The 20788-nt window shown below is 66.7% G+C and carries 20 protein-coding genes and 1 pseudogene; 9 read left to right on the top strand and 12 right to left on the bottom strand.

Annotated elements, in window-relative coordinates:
• Positions 1-69 precede the first annotated feature (69 nt).
• Both rpsA and QE428_RS10520 read right to left on the bottom strand, forming a co-directional pair.
• Positions 70-1521 carry a 30S ribosomal protein S1 gene (gene rpsA / locus QE428_RS10525; protein WP_065570782.1) on the bottom strand — a complete coding sequence of 484 codons (1452 nt, stop codon included), beginning with the start codon at positions 1519-1521 and terminating at the stop codon, positions 70-72.
• 147 nt (positions 1522-1668) lie between these two features.
• Positions 1669-1986, bottom strand: coding sequence for a YchJ family protein (locus QE428_RS10520; RefSeq protein WP_307468890.1), 318 nt, complete (start codon positions 1984-1986; stop codon positions 1669-1671).
• A gap of 193 nt (positions 1987-2179) precedes the next feature.
• On the opposite strand from QE428_RS10520, the gene QE428_RS10515 reads away from it, so the two are divergent.
• From QE428_RS10515 to QE428_RS10505, 3 genes are read left to right on the top strand one after another with little or no spacing between them, the layout of a single operon-like run.
• Positions 2180-2701 carry a hypothetical protein gene (locus tag QE428_RS10515; protein WP_307468887.1) on the top strand — a complete coding sequence of 174 codons (522 nt, stop codon included), beginning with the start codon at positions 2180-2182 and terminating at the stop codon, positions 2699-2701.
• 17 nt (positions 2702-2718) lie between these two features.
• Entirely contained in the window at positions 2719-3606 is an 888-nt protein-coding gene (locus tag QE428_RS10510) for a hypothetical protein (protein ID WP_307470723.1), read from the top strand.
• 16 nt (positions 3607-3622) lie between these two features.
• Positions 3623-4540 carry a 5'-3' exonuclease gene (locus QE428_RS10505; protein WP_307468883.1) on the top strand — a complete coding sequence of 306 codons (918 nt, stop codon included), beginning with the start codon at positions 3623-3625 and terminating at the stop codon, positions 4538-4540.
• A 4-nt stretch (positions 4541-4544) separates the two neighbouring features.
• Here the strand turns inward: QE428_RS10505 and QE428_RS10500 are convergent.
• Both QE428_RS10500 and trpD read right to left on the bottom strand, forming a co-directional pair.
• Positions 4545-5538: pseudogene (locus QE428_RS10500) on the bottom strand (PHP domain-containing protein).
• A gap of 7 nt (positions 5539-5545) precedes the next feature.
• Positions 5546-6598: an anthranilate phosphoribosyltransferase gene (gene trpD / locus QE428_RS10495; RefSeq protein ID WP_091352829.1), complete on the bottom strand. Its 1053-nt coding sequence runs from the start codon at positions 6596-6598 to the stop codon at positions 5546-5548.
• A 122-nt stretch (positions 6599-6720) separates the two neighbouring features.
• On the opposite strand from trpD, the gene QE428_RS10490 reads away from it, so the two are divergent.
• The 5 genes from QE428_RS10490 to QE428_RS10470 all read left to right on the top strand — a co-directional run bounded on the left by QE428_RS10490 (position 6721) and on the right by QE428_RS10470 (position 11630).
• Positions 6721-7365: a heme-copper oxidase subunit III gene (locus tag QE428_RS10490; RefSeq protein WP_091352826.1), complete on the top strand. Its 645-nt coding sequence runs from the start codon at positions 6721-6723 to the stop codon at positions 7363-7365.
• Positions 7366-7389: 24 nt separating this feature from the next.
• A complete protein-coding gene (locus QE428_RS10485; protein WP_091352823.1) occupies positions 7390-8190 on the top strand; it encodes a c-type cytochrome in 801 nt (266 codons plus the stop codon).
• Positions 8191-8229: 39 nt separating this feature from the next.
• The gene (locus QE428_RS10480; protein ID WP_307468871.1) at positions 8230-9306 is read left to right on the top strand and encodes a ubiquinol-cytochrome c reductase iron-sulfur subunit; all 1077 of its coding nucleotides are present in this window, start codon (positions 8230-8232) and stop codon (positions 9304-9306) included.
• Positions 9303-11126 (top strand): cytochrome bc complex cytochrome b subunit, encoded by a 1824-nt coding sequence (locus QE428_RS10475; RefSeq protein ID WP_307468868.1) that lies wholly within the window; start codon positions 9303-9305, stop codon positions 11124-11126. Before QE428_RS10480 ends, QE428_RS10475 begins: the two co-directional genes overlap by 4 nt.
• A 78-nt stretch (positions 11127-11204) precedes the next feature.
• A complete protein-coding gene (locus tag QE428_RS10470) occupies positions 11205-11630 on the top strand; it encodes a rhodanese-like domain-containing protein (RefSeq protein WP_307468865.1) in 426 nt (141 codons plus the stop codon).
• Positions 11631-11938: 308 nt separating this feature from the next.
• On the opposite strand, the gene QE428_RS10465 is transcribed toward QE428_RS10470, so the two are convergent.
• The 5 genes from QE428_RS10465 to QE428_RS10445 all read right to left on the bottom strand — a co-directional run bounded on the left by QE428_RS10465 (position 11939) and on the right by QE428_RS10445 (position 17002).
• Positions 11939-12373 carry a cytochrome c oxidase subunit 4 gene (locus QE428_RS10465; protein ID WP_091352812.1) on the bottom strand — a complete coding sequence of 145 codons (435 nt, stop codon included), beginning with the start codon at positions 12371-12373 and terminating at the stop codon, positions 11939-11941.
• Positions 12374-14116 carry a cytochrome c oxidase subunit I gene (ctaD, locus tag QE428_RS10460; protein ID WP_133399447.1) on the bottom strand — a complete coding sequence of 581 codons (1743 nt, stop codon included), beginning with the start codon at positions 14114-14116 and terminating at the stop codon, positions 12374-12376.
• Positions 14116-15015 (bottom strand): cytochrome c oxidase subunit II, encoded by a 900-nt coding sequence (gene coxB / locus QE428_RS10455; protein WP_091352809.1) that lies wholly within the window; start codon positions 15013-15015, stop codon positions 14116-14118. The genes ctaD and coxB overlap by 1 nt, the downstream gene beginning before the upstream one ends.
• Before the next feature lie 113 nt (positions 15016-15128).
• Positions 15129-15494 (bottom strand): iron-sulfur cluster insertion protein ErpA, encoded by a 366-nt coding sequence (gene erpA / locus QE428_RS10450; protein ID WP_307468852.1) that lies wholly within the window; start codon positions 15492-15494, stop codon positions 15129-15131.
• A gap of 116 nt (positions 15495-15610) precedes the next feature.
• Positions 15611-17002 carry a dipeptidase gene (locus QE428_RS10445; RefSeq protein ID WP_307468849.1) on the bottom strand — a complete coding sequence of 464 codons (1392 nt, stop codon included), beginning with the start codon at positions 17000-17002 and terminating at the stop codon, positions 15611-15613.
• 52 nt (positions 17003-17054) lie between these two features.
• Here QE428_RS10445 and QE428_RS10440 point away from each other — a divergent pair, with 52 nt between their 5' ends.
• On the top strand, positions 17055-17615 hold the full coding sequence (locus QE428_RS10440) for a DUF3043 domain-containing protein (RefSeq protein WP_091352799.1): 561 nt from the start codon (positions 17055-17057) through the stop codon (positions 17613-17615).
• 70 nt (positions 17616-17685) lie between these two features.
• Here the strand turns inward: QE428_RS10440 and QE428_RS10435 are convergent, their stop codons facing one another.
• The 3 genes from QE428_RS10435 to nrdR form a co-directional block, all read right to left on the bottom strand.
• The gene (locus QE428_RS10435) at positions 17686-19176 is read right to left on the bottom strand and encodes a hypothetical protein (RefSeq protein ID WP_307468845.1); all 1491 of its coding nucleotides are present in this window, start codon (positions 19174-19176) and stop codon (positions 17686-17688) included.
• 73 nt (positions 19177-19249) lie between these two features.
• Entirely contained in the window at positions 19250-20269 is a 1020-nt protein-coding gene (locus tag QE428_RS10430) for a quinone-dependent dihydroorotate dehydrogenase (RefSeq protein WP_307468842.1), read from the bottom strand.
• A gap of 37 nt (positions 20270-20306) precedes the next feature.
• Positions 20307-20780 carry a transcriptional regulator NrdR gene (gene nrdR / locus QE428_RS10425; protein WP_091352791.1) on the bottom strand — a complete coding sequence of 158 codons (474 nt, stop codon included), beginning with the start codon at positions 20778-20780 and terminating at the stop codon, positions 20307-20309.
• Between the last annotated feature and the right edge of the window lie 8 nt (positions 20781-20788).

The raw sequence follows: 20788 nt of genomic DNA, 5'->3' as shown, positions 1-20788 counted from the left end.
GGCATCCGTCGGTACAACGACCGAGGGGCCGGAGCACATTGCTCCGACCCCTCGATTCAGGTGTGTCGATCAGCGACCGGACAGCTTCTCGCGGAGAGCAGCCAGCGCCTCGTCGTCGGCGAGGGTGCCGGCGCCGCCGGAGACCTCGGACGAGAAGGACGACGAGCCCGAGTCGGCCGGAGCGGCGGCCTCGGCCTCGAGAGCCTTGGCGACAGCGGCCTTGTGAGCCTCCCAGCGACCCTGAGCAGCGGCGTACTCGGCCTCCCAGGCGAGGCGGGCCTCGTCGAAGCCTTCCTTCCACTGGTTGGTCTCGGGGTCGAAGCCCTCGGGGTACTTGTACTCGCCGTTCTCGTCGTACTCGGTGACCATGCCGTAAAGCGCCGGGTCGAACTCGGTGCCGTTGGGGTCGACAGACTCGTTGGCCTGCTTGAGCGAGAGCGAGATGCGACGACGCTCGAGGTCGATGTCGATGATCTTGACGAAGACCTCTTCACCGACGGAGACGACCTGCTCGGCGAGCTCGACGTGCTTGCCCGAGAGCTCGGAGATGTGCACGAGGCCCTCGATGCCGTCGGCGACGCGGACGAACGCACCGAACGGGACGAGCTTGGTGACCTTGCCCGGAGCGACCTGACCGATCGCGTGGGTGCGGGCGAAGACCTGCCACGGGTCCTCCTGCGTCGCCTTCAGCGACAGCGAGACGCGCTCGCGGTCCAGGTCGACCTCGAGGATCTCGACGGTGACTTCCTGACCGACCTCGACGACCTCGGATGCGTGCTCGATGTGCTTCCACGAGAGCTCCGAGACGTGGACGAGACCGTCGACGCCACCGAGGTCGACGAACGCACCGAAGTTGACGATCGACGAGACGGTGCCCTTGCGGACCTGACCCTTGTGGAGGTTGTTGAGGAAGTTCGAGCGCGACTCGGACTGCGTCTGCTCGAGCAGGGCGCGGCGCGACAGGACGACGTTGTTGCGGTTCTTGTCGAGCTCGAGGATCTTCGCCTCGATCTCCTGACCGAGGTACGGCGTGAGGTCGCGGACGCGGCGCAGCTCGATGAGCGACGCGGGCAGGAAGCCGCGGAGGCCGATGTCGACGATGAGGCCACCCTTGACGACCTCGATGACGGAACCGGTGACGACGCCGTCGTTCTCCTTGATCTTCTCGACGTCTCCCCAGGCACGCTCGTACTGTGCGCGCTTCTTGGAGAGGATCAGGCGGCCTTCCTTGTCCTCCTTCTGGAGGACGAGAGCCTCGACCTGGTCGCCGACGTTGACGACCTCGTTGGGGTCGACGTCGTGCTTGATCGAGAGCTCACGCGAGGGGATGACGCCCTCGGTCTTGTAGCCGACGTCGAGGAGGACCTCGTCGCGGTCGATCTTCACGACGGTGCCTTCGATGAGGTCTCCGTCGTTGAAGAACTTCAGGGTCTTCTCGACCGCGGCCAGGAAGTCCTCAGCAGATCCGATGTCGTTGATGGCGACCTGCTTGGTGGCCGGGGCGGTCGTTGCGTTAGTCATGTAGGGGGTTGTCCTTGGATGGTGTTGTGATCGGGCCCCGAGGCACATCCGCGCGAGGACGCGCGGCAGCCGATCGGAGCAGAGTGGTTGTTGTTGCGATGTCGCGAGAGCACGGCGGATGAGCCACGCGTGCGACGCTCTATGTTATCAGAGCGCGTCGACGTAGTACCAGCGCCCGGCCCGCCGGATGAAGCGACTGTGCTCCTCCATCGTCTCGAGGTCGCCGCCGGCACCTTCCCGCCATGACGCCCGGAAGCGCACCCGTCCCGACCGGCCGTCCGGAGCGATGTCGGAGCCCTGGATGTCGAGCCTCATCCATTCCGTGTCGGGGTCGATCGTCAGGTCGCCCGGCCGTGTGCCGGGGTACCACGTGTCGACCAGATGCCGCGCGTCGCCGAGCGCGAATGCCGTGTACCGCGAACGCATGAGGTCTTCGGGTGTTTCCGCTGCACGCCCGTCGAGCACTGGGCCGCAGCAGGACGCGAAGTCCCGCCGGCCGCAGGGACAAGGTGCGTCAGCGGCGAGCCGTCGCCCTCGACGAGCGGATGCCGCAGCCCCGAACGACATGATTCCTCCCCACGCTCACGAAAGACCCGAGTGAGCCTACGCGCTGTGGACAACCCTCGGAGAAGAGACGAGGGTTCACTACCGTGGTCGCATGATCGCTCGACGCACCGCAGCGCTGCTGGCCGCGACCGTACTCGCCGCCGCCCTCGCGGCGTGCGCACCGACCGCTTCCCCGACCCCGTCGCCGACAGCGACCGGATTCGCATCGGAAGAGGAGGCATTCGCTGCCGCGGAGGCGACCTATCGCGCATACGTCGACGCTCTGAATGAGGTCGATCTGTCCGATCCCGCGACATTTGAGCCCGTGTATTCGCATCTGTCAGGCGAGGCTCTCGACAGCGAGAAGAGAACCCTGACACAGATGCACTCCGATGGCTGGGCGGTGTCAGGTGATACGACCCTCCCAGCGATCTTCGAAGGCGAAGGTCTCGGCGAGCTAGTGGTCTGCCAGAACGTCTCAGAAGTCGACGTCCGGGACGCCGAAGGGACTTCCCAAGTGGCGGCTGATCGTCCCGACGTCTTCGCTCTGGAAGTGCGTGTTGTATTCGACCCGTCATCGGATACGAACGCAAGGGTCGCTGAGAGCCAGGCCGTCCAGGACTCGCGGTGTTGAAAAATCCAAGGTTGACCATGATCGGCGTCCTGAGCGCCATCGCGGTAGCCGCTGCCGTTGCGAGCCCAGCTTCGGCCGATGAGGGCGGCGGCTGTTTCGGGTCCAACACTTGGACAAACTGCCAGGTGCAGAACAACGGGTCATCCGTTTCGATCGGCGCGACCCGCGGCGAGTCCTCCACACCGACCCGCCCACAGACCGGGCCCCGGGGCGGCGGCGGCTCATCTGTCACTCCTCCTCCGCCGCGGAACCCGAACGCCTTCTATCCGGGTCAGCGGACCCGCGAAGAGTGGCTCGCAGAGTGCGCATTCAACCAAGCGTGCGCAGGCGCCATCGCCGCCCCGGGCGGCGCACCGATCCCCGGCACCGAACAGGCCGAGCTGCCGCCGCCCGATCCCGCTGTCCCGGCCGCCCCGGATCCGACGACGGCGACCATCCAGGACGTCGCGCAGTTCGCACCGGCGCCGCCGGCGATCGTCGGCGAACCCGACGGAATGGGCGTGGTGGGTATGCCCACCAACTTCGTGGTCGGGGCCGAGGAGCACATCGTGCAGGGCGACATCTTCGACATCCCCGTCACCGTTCGCTTCACTCCGGTCTCCTACGCCTTCAGCTATGGTGACGGGGCGACGCGGGAGACGAGGACCGCCGGCAGGTCGTGGGACGACCTGGGGGTTCCGCAGTTCACCGCGACCGCCACCAGCCACAGCTACGGCGCCGCAGGCGAGTACGAGGCCGCCGCGACCATCCGGTACGCAGCTGAAGCGGATGCCGGCGGCGGATGGTTCCCGATCGCCGGCCTTCTCGAGGTCGATACCCCGACCACCGTCATCCGGATCGTCGACGTCGAGACCGCGCTCGTGCAACGCACCTGCGACGAGGATCCGAGCGGACCCGGTTGCTGAGTGCGAGGATGAGCGCGTGACCGAACGCCTCATGCTGCTGGACTCCGCGAGCCTCTACTTCCGCGCCTTCTACGGCGTGCCCGACACGGTCAAGGCGCCCGACGGCCGCCCGGTGAACGCTGTCCGCGGGTTCCTCGACATGATCGCGAAGCTCGTGACCACCTACGAACCGACGCACCTGGTCGCCTGCTGGGACGACGATTGGCGGCCCCAATGGCGCGTCGACCTCATCCCTTCGTACAAGGCGCATCGGGTCGCCGAAGCCGTCGCCGCAGCACCGGACGTCGAGGAGGTCCCGGATCCCCTCGAGATCCAGGTACCGGTGATCCGCGAAACCCTCGGGGTGCTCGGCATCCCGATCGTCGGTGCCGCGGAACACGAAGCGGACGACGTGATCGGCACCCTCGCATCGACCAGCACCATGCCCGTCGACGTGATCACCGGAGACCGGGACCTCTTCCAGCTCGTCGACGACTCGCGCGGCATCCGGGTCATCTACACCGGTCGCGGAATGAGCAAGCTCGAGGAGCTCACGGACGCCGCGATCGTCACCAAATACGACATCCTGCCCTCGCAGTACGCGGACTTCGCCGCGATGCGCGGAGACGCGTCAGACGGACTCCCCGGGGTTGCGGGCGTGGGCGAGAAGACCGCCGCGACCCTCCTCGCGGCGCACGGCGATCTCGCCGGCATCCGCCGTGCCGCGGAGGCGGGCGAGGGCATGAGCGCGGGCGTGAGAACGAAGGTCCTGTCCGCCGCGGACTACCTCGACGTCGCACCACGCGTCGTCGAGGTGGTGCGAGACCTCCCACTTCCGGAGGTCGACGCTCGCATCACGACACCCGACGACGCAGAGCTCGCGACGCTGGCGAAAGCCTGGTCGCTGGGTTCATCGGCGACGCGCGCGGCCGAGGCGCTGTCCGCCCGGGCCTGACGACTCACCGAGACGATGTCCACTCCCGCAACCGCGCGAGCGGCCAGGTGGTGATGATCCGCTCCGCGGGAACACCCGCACGCTCCGCCCGGACGGCGCCATGATCCAGTAGCGACAGCTGACCGGGTGCATGCGCATCAGAATCGATCGAGAAGAGGCATCCGATCTCGAGGGCCAGCGCCACCAGGTCGTCGGGAGGATCCTCGCGCTCCGGGCGGGAATTGATCTCGACCGCGGTGCCGTGCTCGGCGCAGGCCTCGAACACGGCCCGCGCATCGAACACCGACGGCGGGCGCGTGCCACGAGAGCCCGACACGAGTCGTCCCGTCACGTGACCGAGGACGTCCACACGAGGGTCGGATGCCGCGGCCACGAGCCGACGCGTCATCGGCACCCGTTCCATCCGCAGGGCGGAGTGCGCGGAGGCCACCACCACGTCGAGCGTGCGCAGCAGATCATCCTCCTGGTCGAGGGAACCGTCGTCGAGGATGTCGACCTCGATCCCGCTCAGCAGCGTGAACGACGTCATCCGCGAAGCCCGGGATCACTGCGAGCTGTTCACGCAGCCGCTCGGCTGACAGTCCGCGCGCGACCCGCAACCGCGGCGAGTGGTCGGTCAGCGCGAGGTACTCGTGTCCGAGAGCGCGCGCCGCATCGACCATCAGCTCGATCGAAGTCAGCCCGTCGGACCATTCGGAGTGGGCATGGAGGTCACCGCGAAGCAGCGAGCGCAACTGAGACTGCTCGACGGGTGCGACCCGGTTCCGCAACTCGGCCAGGTAGGCCGGCACCTCACCGGAGAGCGCCTCGGCGATGACCTTGTAGGTGGAGTCGCCGATGCCCTTGCGCGATCGGAGGCGGCCGACGTCCGCACGCTCGTCGGCGTTCAGCCCCGCGAGCGTGTCGGCCGCGGCACGGAAGGCCTTGGACTTGTAGCGCGAAGCGCGGTCGCGCTCGAGGAGCTCCGCTATCTCGGTGAGCGCCTCGATCGGGTCCATCGTCTGCTCAGCGTCCGCTCGCCGAGACCCAGGCGTCGAGCTTGGCGCGCGCGGCGCCGGAGTCGACGGCGGCGCCGGCCTCTGCGTACGCGTCGGCGAGCCGTTCGACGAAGGGACGCTGCAGCTCGGCGGCATCCCGGAACAGGCGGTACGACACGATCCCCGCGGCCGCGTTCAGAAGGACGATGTCGCGCACCGGCCCCGCCTCGCCGTCCAGCACCCGCCGGACGATCTCGGCGTTGTGAGTCGCGTCGCCGCCCAGCAGGTCCGCGATGTCCGCGCGAGGGATGCCGAGATCGCGGGGATCGAGATCGTGCTCACGAACGTCGCCACGGCTGATCTCCCACACCCGGCTGTGGCCGGTCGTCGTGAGCTCGTCCAGGCCGTCGTCCCCGCGGAAGACCAGCGCGGTCGCTCCGCGAGTCTGGAAGACACCGGTGATGAGCGGGACGCGGTCGAGGTGGGCGACGCCGACCGCGTTCGCCTCGGCCCGTGCCGGGTTGCAGAGCGGCCCGAGGAAGTTGAAGACCGTCGGGATGCCGAGCTCGGCGCGTGTCGGTCCCGCGTGCCGGAAGCCGGGGTGGAACGCCGACGCGAAAGCGAACGTGATGCCCACCTCGTCGAGTACCTCGGCGACGCGCTCCGGGGACTGGGTGAGGTCGACGCCGAGTGCCGCCAACACATCCGACGAGCCCGATTTCGAGCTCGACGCGCGGTTGCCGTGTTTGACCACCGGGATGCCGCTGGCCGCCACCACCACGGATGCGGTCGTGGACACGTTCACGGTCCCGTAACGATCACCGCCCGTGCCTACGATGTCGAGCACATCCGCGCGGACCGGGAGGGGCACCGCCGCCTCGAGGATCGCGTCGCGGAACCCGACGATCTCGTCGACGGTCTCGCCCTTCGCGCGAAGTGCCACGAGGAAACCGGCGAGCTGCGAAGGCGTCGCGTCTCCCTGCATCACCTGGCGCATCGCCCACGTGGATTCGGACACGCTGAGGTCCTTCCGGTCCAGCACCGTGGTGAGGATCTCGGGCCAGGAGTACATGTCCGCCATGACCCCCGATCCTACTCAGCACTCTGACAGCCGACTCCCGGCGGGCCCATCGACCGCCCTGACGCCACGGAAAGACGGAAGTACCTTCAGGAATGCGAAACCCTCCCCCAACATCGGCCATAATGGGGAGTGTGACGACCACTCCCGCGACATACAACCAGGCGCTGCGTTCGGTGAAACGACCGGACCCCGTTGCCGTCGGCACGATCGTGTGGCTGGGCAGCGAGGTCATGTTCTTCGCCGGCCTCTTCGCCATCTACTTCACGATCCGCAACACCTCGCCGGAGCTGTGGGCCAGCCGAACCGAGCTGCTCAACGTGCCCTTCGCGGCCGTCAACACGCTCATCCTGGTTCTGTCGTCGTTCACCGCGCAGGCCGGCGTGTTCGCCGCCGAGCGCTTCCAGCCCTACCGCCGCGGATCGATCTGGAACTTCCGCCAGTGGGGCATGGTCGAGTGGTTCTACCTGACCTTCATCATGGGTGCCGTCTTCGTCTCCGGCCAGGTGTGGGAGTACGCCACGCTGGTCGCGGAAGGGCTGCCGATCAGCGCGGATTCCTACGCTTCCGCCTTCTACATCACAACCGGTTTCCACGCCCTCCACGTGACGGGTGGCCTCATCGCCTTCCTGCTCATCATCGGGCGTGCATTCGCGGTCAAGAACTTCGGCCGAAAGGAGATGACCTCCGCGATCGTCGTGTCCTACTACTGGCACTTCGTCGACGTCGTGTGGATCATCCTCTTCGCCGTCATCTACTTCATCCGGTAATACAGAGCGGAGCTGAGTTCCTCAATGGCATCCAAGACCCCGCGTCGGCACACGGGCCGTCGCAGCAAGTGGGCGGCCGCCGCTCTGATCGGCGTCGGCCTGCTGCTCACGGGTGGCATCTACGCCGGCGCGTCCGCGGCGATGGCCTCGACCTCCTCCACCGACTCGGCTTCAACGCTGACCGTCGAGGATGGCAAGAAGCTGTTCCAGGCGAACTGCGCAACGTGCCACGGCCTCGATCTGGAGGGCACGGAAGACGGCCCGTCGCTCTACGGCGTCGGTGAGCTGTCGGTCGAGTTCCAGGTCTCTACGGGCCGCATGCCGCTGCAGGCCCAGGGTCCCCAGGCTCCGCAGAAGGCACCGCAGTTCACGGAAGACCAGATCAAGGCGATGGCCTCGTGGGTCCAGTCCGTGGCTCCCGGCCCGACGTATCCGGACAAGCGGATCCTCGACGGCGAAGGCGACCTCACCGAGGGTGCGGAGCTGTTCCGCATCAACTGCGCGATGTGTCACAACGTCGCCGCAGCAGGTGGCGCGCTGACCGAGGGCAAGTACGCCCCCGCGCTGACGAAGACCAGCCCCCTGCACATCTACGCGGCGATGGTCACCGGCCCGCAGAACATGCCCGTGTTCAACGACATGACCATCACGCCCGACGAGAAGCGCGACATCATCTCGTCGCTGATGTACCTGCAGAAGAGCGAGCCGGTCGGTGGCTTCACCCTCGGATCCCTCGGTCCGGTCTCCGAAGGCCTGTTCATCTGGATCTTCGGCATCGGCACGCTGATCGGCATCTCGGTGTGGATCACCGCGAAGTCCAACTGATTTAACACTGACGACGAGAATTCCAGGACGAGGAGCACAATGTCACACGAGGAAGAGCCGCAGGCGCTCGAGAAGGCTCACCGGCCTTCGTCGGGACTCGTCGTCGCGGTCGCCGACCCCGTGCAGAACCCCGGTCTGCCGCCCCACCGCGAGCGGATGACCGACAAGGACCCGGCGGCGATGAGCCGCGCGGTCCGCACCGTCTACACGCTGTTCTACATCTCACTCGCTGCGAGCCTCTGGGCTGTCGCCGCGTACATGCTCTTCCCGATCGAGAGCGGCAACTTCGGAGACATCCGGAGCAACAACCTCTTCATCGGCCTCGGAATCGGGTTCGCTCTTCTGACCATCGGGATCGCGGCGATCCACTGGTCGAAGGCGATCATGCCCGACAAGGAGCACATCGAGGCCCGTCACTCGACCCGCGGCAAGGAGTCGACGCGCGAAGCCGCCGTCAACGTCTTCCGCGAGGCGAACGAGGAGTCCGGCTTCGGGCGTCGCACCGCGATCCGAGGCGGCCTCATCGCTGCGGTCGTCGCATCGATCGTCCCCGGCGTCACGCTCTTCCGCGGTCTGGCTCCGCACTCCTCCGAGGAGAACCCGCTGGCCGGTGACCCGGTCGCACTTCTGAAGCACACGATGTGGAAGGAAGGCGAGCGCCTGGCGCACGACCCCTCCGGCCTTCCGATCCGCGCGGCTGACGTTGCCCTGGGCTCCGCCGTCCATGTGATCCCCGAGTCCCTCAAGGATCTCGGTCACCTCGAGGGCTACCTGGAGGAGAAGGCGAAAGCGATCGTCCTCCTCATGCGGTTGCTCCCCGAGCAGCTCCCCGCCGAGTACAACCGCCTCGACTGGTCCTATGACGGGATCGTGGCGTACTCGAAGGTCTGCACGCACGTCGGATGCCCCGTCGCGCTGTACGAGCAGCAGACCCACCACCTTCTCTGCCCCTGCCACCAGTCGCAGTTCGACGTGTCGCGCGGTGCCGAAGTCATCTTCGGCCCGGCCGCACGGCCGCTCCCGCAGCTGCCTATCGCGGTGGACGCAGAGGGCTACCTCGTCGCGAAGAGCGACTTCGAAGAGCCCGTTGGGCCCAGCTTCTGGGAGCGTCATTGAGCACCTCGACTGAATCAGCGCCGGCTACCGCTCTCGCCACGCCGGCCGAAAAGCCCCTCGGCGGCCGGTTCATCGGCGCGACGGCGAACTACATCGACGAGCGCACGAGCATCTCGGGCCTCGTCAAGGAGATCGGTCGCAAGATCTTCCCCGACCACTGGTCGTTCATGCTCGGCGAGATCGCTCTGTGGAGCTTCGTCGTCGTCTTCCTGTCGGGCTCGTTCCTGACCTTCTTCTTCGAAGCATCGATGGCTCCGACGCACTACAACGGCGCCTACGTTCCGTTGCGCGGTATCGAGATGTCCGCTGCGCTCGAGTCGACGCTGAACATCTCGTTCGACCTGCGCGGCGGTCTCCTGGTTCGTCAGATCCACCACTGGGCGGCTCTGCTGTTCATCGCGGCCATCGGCGTGCACATGCTCCGCGTGTTCTTCACGGGTGCATTCCGCAAGCCGCGCGAGCTCAACTGGGTGATCGGCTTCGTGCTGTTCATCCTTGCGATGGCGCTCGGCTTCACGGGTTACTCGCTGCCCGACGACCTCCTCTCGGGCAACGGTCTCCGCATCATCGACGGCATGATCAAGGGCCTCCCGCTCATCGGTACCTGGACCTCGTACCTCCTCTTCGGCGGCGAGTTCCCGGGTACGGCGATCGTCGGCCGTCTGTACACGCTGCACATCCTGCTGCTGCCGTTGATCCTCATCGCCCTGATCGCAGCCCACCTGATGCTGATGATCATCAACAAGCACACGCAGTTCGCCGGCCCCGGCCGCACGAACGACAACGTCGTGGGCTACCCGATGGTCCCGGTCTACATGTCGAAGATGGGCGGCTTCCTGTTCATCACGTTCGGTGTCCTGGTGCTCATCGCCTCGATGTTCACGATCAACCCGATCTGGAACTACGGACCGTACGACCCCTCCCCCGTTTCCGCGGGTACCCAGCCTGACTGGTACATCGGATTCGCCGACGGAGCGCTGCGTCTGGCGCCGTCCAACCTCGACCTGGTGCTGTTCGACCACACCTTCTCGTTTGGGATCCTGTTGCCGGTCGCCGTGCTCGGCGTGTTCATCGTGCTCGTCGCGATCTACCCCTTCATCGAGGCGTGGGTCACCGGTGACAAGCGCGAGCACCACATCGCACAGCGCCCCCGTCACGCCCCGACGCGCACTGCGATCGGTGTGGCCGGTGTGATCTTCTACGCCGTCCTGTGGGCCGCCGCCTCGTCGGACATCATCGCGACGCACTTCCACCTGACGATGGAAGGCGTGATCCACTCCCTGCAGGCGCTGCTGTTCATCGGTCCGATCGTCGGGTACTTCGTCACGAAGCGCATCGCGATCGCCCTGCAGAAGAAGGATCGCGAGATCGCGCTCCACGGCTACGAGTCGGGTCGCATCGTCCGCCTGCCCGGCGGCGAGTACATCGAGGTCCACCAGCCCGTCGACGCCTACGAGCGTGTGAAACTGATCGACTTCGAGGTTCACGAGCCCCTCGTGGTTCGTCCGAACGACAACGGTCGCATCCCGTGGCACCAGAACGTCCGCGCCTCGCTGTCGCGGTGGTTCTTCGAAGACCGTCTGTCCCCGGTCACGCAAGCCGAAGTGGATGCCGCGATCGCTCACCAGCACCACGAGCTCGAGCACATCGACCACGAGGAGCAGGAAGAGATCCGTGGCGCGCACGAGCGTGCCGGCGCGGTCGATGCCCCGCTCCACCCGATCGATGACGGCCACAACCCGGAGACGGCCAACCGTCCGTCGAACATCATCGTGGTGGACGAGGACTCCAACAAGAAGAACGACCGCCCGAGCGACTGACCGCTCTGGCAGGAAAGCGGCGGGGTCTGACCGAGAGGTCGGACCCCGCCGCTGTTGTTCCTGCGTAGCGTCGATGACATGACCCTCTCCCCCGCAGTCGTCCTGTCCTACTTCGAGACGAAGCTCCTCGTCGAGACCGACCCGAGTGATGTCTACGCGGCCCAGCAAGCGAGCGATCCGTTCGTGCTCGTCGACGTGCGCAACCGCGAGGCCTGGGATCAGGGGCACGCCACAGGCGCGATCCACATGCCCCACCGTGAGATCGCGTCGCGTGCCGTGAGCGAGATCGCGTCGCATATCCCTGTAGTCGTCTACTGCTGGAGCCCGGGGTGCAACGGCGGGGCGCGGGGCGCCGCGGAGTTCGCGCGTCTCGGCTACTCAGTACGGGAGATGATCGGTGGATTCGAGTACTGGGCGAGGGAGGGACTCCCCGTCGAGGACGTCAACGGGCCGCTCCCCCGCCGATTCGATCCTCTGGTCATGCCGGTCCGCGCGCAGCGCTGACACGACCGCACGTTCAGCGACCCGATCTCGGAGAGCACTGCCTGCCGACGCGTGAGCACCCGGAGATCCGCCCGCCGGCGGGAGATGATCGCGCGCCGCGCTCAGGCCCTTGCGCTGGGCCCAGCGGGGCTCCCAGCAAAGTCCCTCCGCGCTCCTGGATACCGCTCATCAGGACTGGGCCGCCTGGGGGCTCGTCCGCGGCCTACGAAGGACCTCCGAGGACCCTACGAACGAAGCCGCCCGCCACGTGTTGCGGCAGACGGCTTCGTTAACGCGACGTCGTTATCGACGCCCGGACAATGCATGGTTCAGCGGGCGAAGTAGCCCCGGTAGTACTCGTAGACCCAGCCCACGATGGCGACGACGAAGATGCCGACGCCGATCGGGATCATGAACTCGCCGACGGCGAGGCCGATGAAGGCGATCGCGGCCGAACCAGCGAGGACGAGAGGCCACCAGGACCAGGGCGAGAACTCGCCCATCTCAGGGTCGCCGTCATCGATGTCCGCCGTGAGCGAGTCTTCAGGAAGCGTGCCGCCCTGGGCCTTTTCGACGCGGCTCGAGTAGAACGCGATCATCGCGGCCATCATCGTCACGAAGACGAGGCCCACGGACCCGACCCACTCGATCCGGTTGAACACCGGCAGCTGCGGGTGGGCGAGGATGTTCCAGCCGACGTACACGACGGCGACGAGGGCGAAGAATGCCGCCAGCACCCACCAGAGGTTGACGTTGGTCTTCACTTACTTGACCTCACCGTTCGACAGATCGACAACCGGAGCGTCGGGCGCGTCCTTCGCGGGTCCCACGCCCACCGGGATACCGGCTTCGGGGTGGTTCAGGTCGAAGGCCGGGCGTTCGCTGCGGATGCGCGGGATGGATGTGAAGTTGTGTCGCGGCGGCGGGCAGCTGGTCGCCCACTCGAGCGATCCGCCGTAGCCCCACGGGTCGTTGACCGTGACGCGAGGTGCGGTGCGTGCCGTGATCCAGACATTCAGGAGGAACGGAACCATGGATGCCGCGAGGATCATCGAACCGACCGTCGAGACCTGGTTCTGCCACGTCCAGCCGTCCGCTGCCGAGTAGTCGGCGTAGCGGCGGACCATGCCGTCCGCACCCAGCCAGTGCTGGATGAGGAAGGTCATGTGGAAGCCGATGAACAGGAGCCAGAAGTGGACGAGGCCGAGGCGCTCGTTCAGCATCTTGCCGGTCCACTTGGGCCACCAGAAGTAGAAGCCCGCGAACATCGCGAACACGACGGTTCCGAAGACCACGTAGTGGAAGTGCGCGACGACGAAATACGAGTCCGATACGTGGAAGTCGAGCGGCGGCGACGACAGGATGATGCCGGTCAGACCACCGAAGACGAACGAGACGAGGAAGCCGAGCGCGAAGACCATCGGGGTCTCGAAGGTGATCGAGCCTCGCCACATCGTGCCGATCCAGTTGAAGATCTTCACGCCCGTCGGGACGGCGATGAGCATCGTCATCAGCGCGAAGAACGGCAGGAGGACGGCGCCGGTCACGTACATGTGGTGTGCCCACACGGACACCGACAGGGCGGCGATGGCGATCGTCGCGTAGACGAGCGTCTTGTATCCGAAAATCGGCTTCCGGCTGAACACCGGGAAGATCTCCGACACGATGCCGAAGAACGGCAGCGCGATGATGTAGACCTCGGGGTGTCCGAAGAACCAGAAGAGGTGCTGCCAGAGCAGGACACCGCCGTTGGCCGGGTCGTAGATGTGAGCGCCGAGGATGCGGTCCGCCGCAGCGGCGAAGATCGCTGCAGCGAGCACCGGGAAGGCCATCAGGATCAGGATGCTGGTGACCAGGGTGTTCCAGCTGAAGATCGGCATGCGCCACATCGTCATGCCGGGAGCACGCATCGTCATGATCGTGGTGATGAAGTTGACGCCACCGAGGATCGTGCCGAAACCACTCATGCCGAGACCCAGCATCCACAGGTCACCGCCGGCGCCGGGGCTGAAGCTCTCGCCTGCCAGCGGCTGATAGGCGAACCATCCGAACGCCGCTGCACCCTGCGGGGTGAGGAAGCCGGCGACGGCGATGGTCGAGCCGAAGGTGAACAGCCAGAACGCGAAGGCGTTCAGACGCGGGAACGCGACGTCGGGGGCACCGATCTGCAGCGGCAGCAGCGCGTTCGCGAAGCCCGCGAAGAGCGGCGTCGCGAACATCAGCAGCATGATCGTGCCGTGCATCGTGAACAGCTGGTTGTACTGCTCCTTCGTCGGCACGATCTGCATGCCGGGCTCGAAGAGCTCGGCACGGATGATCAGCGCCATGACGCCACCGAGCATGAAGAACAGCACCGAGGCGATCAGGTACATGTACCCGATCGTCTTGTGGTCGGTGGAGGTGATCCACTTAACGACGATGTTGCCCTTGTGCTCGACGCGCGAGCTGCTGAGGAGTGCAGCCTGGCGAGGGGGAAGCGTGGGGGCCGGAGGTGCGATGGTGGCCATCAGTTGTGCTCTCCCTCAGCGGCGGGCGCGCCGGTGCCGGGCGCGTTCTGTTGCCGGTCGAATGCGTCGTCGATGTCGCCGGTCTGACCCTTGGCCTTCAGCGACGCGATGTAGGTCTCGTACTCGGACTCGGAGACGACCTTCACGTTGAAGAGCATCATCGAGTGGTACTGGCCGCACAGTTCGGCGCACTTGCCGACGAACGTGCCTTCCTTCGTGGGCTCGAAGGACCAGTAGTTCTCGCGGCCGGGGTACATGTCCTTCTTGTAGAGGAAGTCCACGATCCAGAACGAGTGGATGACGTCACGCGATTCGAGCTGGAGCGTGACCTTCTTGTTCACGGGCAGAACGAGCTCGGGGATCTCGTTGGTGATGTTGCCTTCGGCGTCGGTCTGCGCCTGGACGCCCATGGTCCACACCGGGTCCTGCGGCTCGTCGCAGTTGTTGCCGTTGTACTGGAAGTCCCAGGCCCACTGCTTGCCGATGGCGGTGACGCACACATCGGGGTTCTCGTACTGCGTCTCGAGGATCGCCTGGTCACGCGCGGTGAAGGCGAAGAAGCCGAGGACGAGGATCACCGGAGTGATCGTGAAGAACATCTCGATCGGCATGTTGTACCGCAGCTGGACGGGAAGACCCGACTGCCCCTTGCGGCGACGGTAGGCGATCGCCGCCCAGCCCATGAGAGCCCAGGTGATGACACCGACGGCGAGGACGACGATCCAGGACGTGGTCCAGAGGCCCGCGATCATCGACGTGTGGTTCGTCGCCTGCCCGCCTCCCTCATCGAAACCGGGGAGGAAGCCGTTCGCTGTTGTGGGGCTGCACGCCGCGAGCGTGACCGCGGAGGCGATCGCAAGCGGGAGGGCTACCCAACGGAGTCGGCGGTTGACGCGCACGGTGCACCTTTCGGGGACATGAAGGTCAGACTCATGCCAGTCTAGGGCAACCTCTTACGGGATTCCGGCCATCCGCTCAGGATGCCGGGGCCACGGAGGGAACCCGGGATGGATCAGTGGAAGCTGTCGCCGCAGGCGCAGCTGCCCGCAGCATTCGGGTTGTCGATCGTGAAGCCCTGCTCCGAGATCGTGTCCTTGAAATCGATCTTCGCGCCCTCGAGGTAGGGCACCGACATGTCGTCGACGATCACCTCGACACCGTCGAAGTCGACGGTCTGGTCGCCCTCGAGGTAACGCTCGTCGAAGTAGAGCTGGTAGATGAGACCCGAGCATCCGCCGGGCTGCACTGCCACCCGCAGACGCAGGTCATCGCGGTTCTCCTGCGAGAGCAGGCTCTTCACCTTGTCGGCCGCTGCCTCGGTGAGGGCGACGCCGTGTGCGGGAACGGTCTCGGTGGACTGCGTGGCGATGTCGGTCATGACTCTCCCCATGGTCGGGCCGCCAGTGCTCTTCAGGAACGGGGGCGGCGTGCTGACTCGATTCTACGTCGCGTCGCGCGGTCTGGTCGGGCGACGCGGGGATCCGCACGCGCGGATCATTCGGATGCGTCGAGGGATTCCAGCAGGAGCGCTTCGGAGAGCAACGCGTGACGGAACGTGTCGACGTGGAGCGACTCGTTCGGGCTGTGCGCCCGCGCGTGGGGGTCTTCCACTCCGGTGACGAGAATTTCCGCGCCCGGGAACTCCCGGACGAGATCCGCGATGAACGGGATGGACCCGCCCACGCCGATGTCGACGGGGGTCCGTCCGTATCCGCTCTCCAGGGCGGCCCGCGCCTTCTCAACCGCGGGGCCTGAGGTGTCGACGAGGAACGGGTTGCCGAAGTCGACGTCACGGAAGCTCAGGCGCGATCCGAACGGCGCGTGCGCGCGCAGGTGCGCCTCGATCGCGTCGAACGCCTCGGACGCGGCCTGTCCGGGCGCCACGCGGGTGCTGATGACCACCGTGACCTTCGGAGACAGGGTGTTGGACGCGTTGCGGACGCTGGGCGCATCGATTCCCGTGATGGTGATCGAGGGCTTGTTCCAGATCCGGCTCAAGATCTCGTCACGCCCGATGGGCGATACGCCTTCCGGCAGTCCGGCTTCGCTTCGAAGGGTCTCCTCCGAGTACGGCGGGGTCGCGGCATCCCGGGACGTCAGACCATCCACCGCAACGGCTCCATCTTCGTCCCAGAGGGTCGCCAGCAAGGTCACCGCCGCCATCATGGCGTCCGGGACGGCGCCGCCGAACATTCCCGAGTGGGAGGCGTGGTCGAGCGTCTCGATGTCCAGGGTGAAGCGCGCGTTTCCGCGCAGCGACACCGTCAGCGCGGGAGTCTCGGAGTCCCAGTTGCCGGAGTCGGCGACGACGATGACGTCGGCGCGGAGTGCGTCGGCGTTGTCGCTCAAGAACTGCGCGAACGATGCCGAACCGGCCTCCTCCTCGCCCTCGAAGAACAGGTTCACGCCCAGGTCGAAGTCATCGCCGAGCGTGGCTTTCAGGGCGCGGAGAGCTCCGATGTGGGCCATGATCCCGGCCTTGTCGTCTGCGGCGCCGCGGCCGTAGATGCGGCCGTCGCGCAGCGTCGGCTCGAACGGCGGGGACTCCCACAGCGATTCGTCGCCGACCGGCTGGACGTCATGGTGGGCGTACAGAAGGATCGTCGGCCGACCGTTGCGGGGCGCGCGCGTCGCGAGGACGGCCGGCATCCCCTCCTCCCCCGTCTCGGGGATCACGGCGGTCTTGATCTCGACGCGCTCGAAGATACCGAGATCGTCCACGAGCGCCTTCACCGCTTCGGCGCTGCGCTGCACCTCAGCACGGTCGAAGCCGGGGAAGGCGACGGACGGGATGCGGACGAGGGCTCCCAGATCGGCGAGGGCGGCGGGGACCTGGGTGAGGGCCGCCTCCCGCACCGCAGCGGACCGGGTCGTGTCGGAGGTCATGCGGCTAATCTTATGTGGCACGCCTTTTTCGCCGATTCCGAGGAACCGCCCCGTGGCAAAGACACCGCCCCCCGCCGACACCGCTCCCGACGCACCCGTCGGCTCGGGAAAGAACCGCCCGACGCCCACGCGCGCCGAGCAGGAAGCGGCGCGCAAGCGGCCTCTCGTCGCGAACACGAAGGAGGCGCGCGCCCGCGCGAAGGCCGAGCTCGCCGCGCAGCGGGAGAAGGCCCGCGTCGGCATGGCGAACGGGGACGAGCGGTACCTGACTCCCCGCGACCGAGGCCCCCAGCGCCGGTTCGCCCGCGACTACACCGACGCCGGATGGCACTTCGGTGAGCTCATCATGCCGCTGCTGGTGATCGTCATCCTCTTCGCGCTCGTTCCGAACACGGCCATCGTGTTCTACGCCTACGTCGGGCTCTGGGCCTACCTGCTCTTCGTGGTCGCTGACATGGCGCTGCTCTCGCGCAAGGTGAAGAAACTCGCCGCTGCCAAATGGGGCGACCGCCGCGAGAAGGGCCTCGGCTGGTACGCCGCGATGCGGTCGGTGCAGATGCGCTTCATGCGCCTGCCGAAGCCGCAGGTCAAGCGCGGCGAGTACCCGAACTGACTTCCCGCGACCGACGAGACGAAGCCCGCACCTCGAGGTGCGGGCTTCGTCTCGTCGTGATGATGATCGACTACTTCCCCATCACTTTGTAGCGGTACTCGACGGTGATCTTGTCAGACACGAAGTAGCTGTAGAGGCCCGTGGCTGCCGTGACCGAGAGCGTCGCCGGCTTACCGGGAACGCTGTACCAGCCCGGGGACGACGCGCCCTCCCTCATCTCCGTCAGTTTCGCCGTGGGGTTGCCGGCGGTTCCATATCCCCACACGGCCTGACCCGAAACGACCGGCGCGTTCAGCGTCATCTTGACCTTGACGCCGCCGAACCCGTAGGAGTCACGGACCTGCTTCGGAACACCGGTCGTACCTTCGGAGATGAGCGAAACGGAGTCGTCGCCGTAGTAGCCGTCGAACCCGATGCACGCGAAGGTCACCTCGTCGTAGTCGCAATAGCCGTCCTGGTATTCGTCGAGGGGTGTGTAGGTCTTGAGGACGGAGGACGTCTTGTACGTCTTCTTTACGGTCTTCTCAACGAGCTTCCCCGTCTTGACCACGACCGTAGTGGTGGCCGACTTCGTCGCCCCCTGCGGCCCCTTGATCTGGACTTTGACGGTGTAGGTGCCGGGCACGACTTTCCCGCCGACTTTGCCATCCCAAGTGACGTTCCAGCTCTTCGATGACGACAGCTTCCACGACCGCACGGTCTTGGTGCCCCGCAGGATCGTGACAGTGCCCTGGGCGGTCACGGCTTCAGCCGTACTCGTCTTGCTGGAGACGCTGATCTTGGTGGCGTCCAGATACCCGTCTTTGACCGGGTAGATCGTCCGAGCCGACGCGGAGACGGCCGTCGCGGTGATGGCGACGTCCTTGACCGTCAAGTTCGTGGACGTGCTCCGCGTCTTACCCGCAGCCTTCGCCGTGAACGTGACCTTCGCTGTCCCCGTGCCGAGCTTGACGCCAGACACCGTCGCCTTCGCGGGCGCCCCCGTCGCCGACGCGACCTTGAGCGTCGAGGACTTCGCACCTCGGACGGCCGTCACGACTCCCGTGAACGGAACCCGGAGACCCGTTTCGTCGACAGCGGCGACGGTCGCAGTCGATGTGTTGACCTTCGCCTTGGACCAACTCCAGATCGAGCGGGGGTTGAGCGACAGGGAGACGTCTACCGGAGCGCCTGAGCCCACGACGAGGTCCGTGCTCACGGGAGCTCCCGAGGCCGGCGTCACCTCGAGGCGATAGCGACCGGGCCGCGTGGTAAGGGAGACGTCGACAACGAGGCTGGCTCGTCTTTCGACCGTCGCCAGGTCCAGGGGTGCGAGCTCCGCGACGAGCGCGCCTTCAGGTGAGTAGATCCTCGGTACGCCCGTCGTATCTGCATCCGATGTCACGATGACCTGTGTCGTGTCGCGGACTCCGTCCGAGGCCGGCAGACTGATCACCGCCGGGCTGGACACAGTGAGCACGGCGTCTGAAGCCGGCTCCGTCGCCTGCGCGGCCGACACAGTGCCGAGAGTCAAAGCGGTCGCCACGCCAAACACGAGTGGCGTGAACATGGACGTTTTCATGAGAGATCCCCATCCCCTGACGTAGATGAGACGACTCTAATGTTTTCGGCAGCAGTCCCGCCACCGAATGATGTCAGCGCGCCAGGCCGCGGTTGATCTGCCACCCCCACAGCGGTCCGCGGTAGACGAACGCGCTGTAGCCCTGGACGAGGTCGGCGCCGGCCGCGAGCCGCTCCCGGACGTCGTCGGCCGTCTCCACTCCCCCGGCGGCGATCACGCAGAACTCGGCGGGGACTGCCGCGCGGACCCGACGGAGCACCTCGAGCGAGCGTTCGCGCAAGGGCGCGCCGGAGAGTCCGCCCGCGCCCATGGCCTCGACCTGATCGGCATCCGTCGTCAGCCCACTCCGGGCGATCGTCGTGTTCGTTGCCACGATCCCCGCGAGACCGGCGTCGACCGCCATCGTCGAGATGCCATCGATCTCCTCGTCGGAGAGGTCCGGGGCGATCTTCACGAGCAGGGGCGTGTCGCCGGCGGCATCCTTCACGGCCGTCAGCAGCGGCCGCAGGGTCTCGACGGCCTGCAGCCCGCGCAGTCCGGGTGTGTTCGGCGACGACACGTTGACCACGAGGTAGTCGGCGACGGGTGCGACGAGTCGCGTGCTCGCGACGTAGTCTGCCGTCGCGTCGGCGACGTCGACGACGCGGGACTTGCCGATGTTCGCGCCGAGGACAGGGCGCCGACGACGGCGGCGCATGCGGGCGAGCCGCTCGGCGACCACGGCCGCGCCCTCGTTGTTGAATCCCATGCGATTGATGAGCGCGCGATCGGCGGGCAGGCGGAACAGCCGCGGACGCGGGTTCCCGTCCTGCGGAATCGCGGTGACCGTCCCCACTTCGATGTGCCCGAACCCGAGGGCGTGCAGCCCCAGAGCTCCGATCGCGTTCTTGTCGAACCCGGCGGCGATGCCGAAGGGCGAGTCGAAGACGAGACCGAGGGCCTCGGTCCGGAGCTCAGGATCCGGTCTGGTCAGCCCGCGCGCGACCGCGGAGAACGGGGGCACCGCGGCGAGGCGGATGACCGCCATTCCGAGGTGGTGGGCGGTCTCGGGGTCGAGCCGGCGCAGGACGAGGTCGAAGAGGAGTCGATACATCGGCTCCCAGCCTAGAGGCGGCGCTCGCGTGGTTCGCTCAGGCGTCCTGTCGCGGGGCGCGCTGCGCCTGGTCCGCCCGCAGGAGGGCGATCGCCGCATCGAAGTCGTCGAGGGTCTCGAACGCCTGGTAGACGCTGGCGAAGCGGAGGTAGGCGATCTCGTCGAGTTCGCGGAGCGGCCCGAGGATCGCGAGACCGATCTCGTTCGTGTCGATCTGCGAGACACCTGTCTGGCGGACGGATTCCTCGACCGCCTGGGCGAGCATCGCGAGGTCCGCCTCGGTGACGGGGCGGCCCTGGCAGGCTTTGCGGACGCCCGACATGACCTTCTCCCGACTGAAGGACTCGATCACACCGGATCGCTTGATGACGTTGAGGCTCGCGGTCTCGATCGTGGAGAACCGACCGCCGCATTCGGGGCACTGACGGCGGCGGCGGATGCTGAGACCGTCGTCGCTCGTGCGCGAATCGATGACACGGGAGTCGGAGTGGCGGCAGAACGGACAGTGCATGGCGGCAT

Origin of the sequence: Microbacterium sp. SORGH_AS_0505 (genome assembly GCF_030818715.1) — a bacterium.
Lineage (GTDB): Bacteria > Actinomycetota > Actinomycetes > Actinomycetales > Microbacteriaceae > Microbacterium.
This window is presented reverse-complemented; position numbering and strand designations above follow the sequence as displayed.

Bases quoted from the DNA above. Each gene is read 5' to 3' on its own strand.
- rpsA (WP_065570782.1), bottom strand. From the start codon at position 1,521: ATGACTAACGCAACGACCGCCCCGGCCACCAAGCAGGTCGCCATCAAC.
- QE428_RS10515 (WP_307468887.1), top strand. From the start codon at position 2,180: ATGATCGCTCGACGCACCGCAGCGCTGCTGGCCGCGACCGTACTCGCC.
- QE428_RS10510 (WP_307470723.1), top strand. From the start codon at position 2,719: ATGATCGGCGTCCTGAGCGCCATCGCGGTAGCCGCTGCCGTTGCGAGC.
- trpD (WP_091352829.1), bottom strand. From the start codon at position 6,598: ATGGCGGACATGTACTCCTGGCCCGAGATCCTCACCACGGTGCTGGAC.
- QE428_RS10490 (WP_091352826.1), top strand. From the start codon at position 6,721: ATGGGGAGTGTGACGACCACTCCCGCGACATACAACCAGGCGCTGCGT.
- QE428_RS10485 (WP_091352823.1), top strand. From the start codon at position 7,390: ATGGCATCCAAGACCCCGCGTCGGCACACGGGCCGTCGCAGCAAGTGG.
- QE428_RS10480 (WP_307468871.1), top strand. From the start codon at position 8,230: ATGTCACACGAGGAAGAGCCGCAGGCGCTCGAGAAGGCTCACCGGCCT.
- QE428_RS10470 (WP_307468865.1), top strand. From the start codon at position 11,205: ATGACCCTCTCCCCCGCAGTCGTCCTGTCCTACTTCGAGACGAAGCTC.
- ctaD (WP_133399447.1), bottom strand. From the start codon at position 14,116: ATGGCCACCATCGCACCTCCGGCCCCCACGCTTCCCCCTCGCCAGGCT.
- erpA (WP_307468852.1), bottom strand. From the start codon at position 15,494: ATGACCGACATCGCCACGCAGTCCACCGAGACCGTTCCCGCACACGGC.
- QE428_RS10445 (WP_307468849.1), bottom strand. From the start codon at position 17,002: ATGACCTCCGACACGACCCGGTCCGCTGCGGTGCGGGAGGCGGCCCTC.
- QE428_RS10435 (WP_307468845.1), bottom strand. From the start codon at position 19,176: ATGAAAACGTCCATGTTCACGCCACTCGTGTTTGGCGTGGCGACCGCT.
- QE428_RS10430 (WP_307468842.1), bottom strand. From the start codon at position 20,269: ATGTATCGACTCCTCTTCGACCTCGTCCTGCGCCGGCTCGACCCCGAG.
- nrdR (WP_091352791.1), bottom strand. From the start codon at position 20,780: ATGCACTGTCCGTTCTGCCGCCACTCCGACTCCCGTGTCATCGATTCG.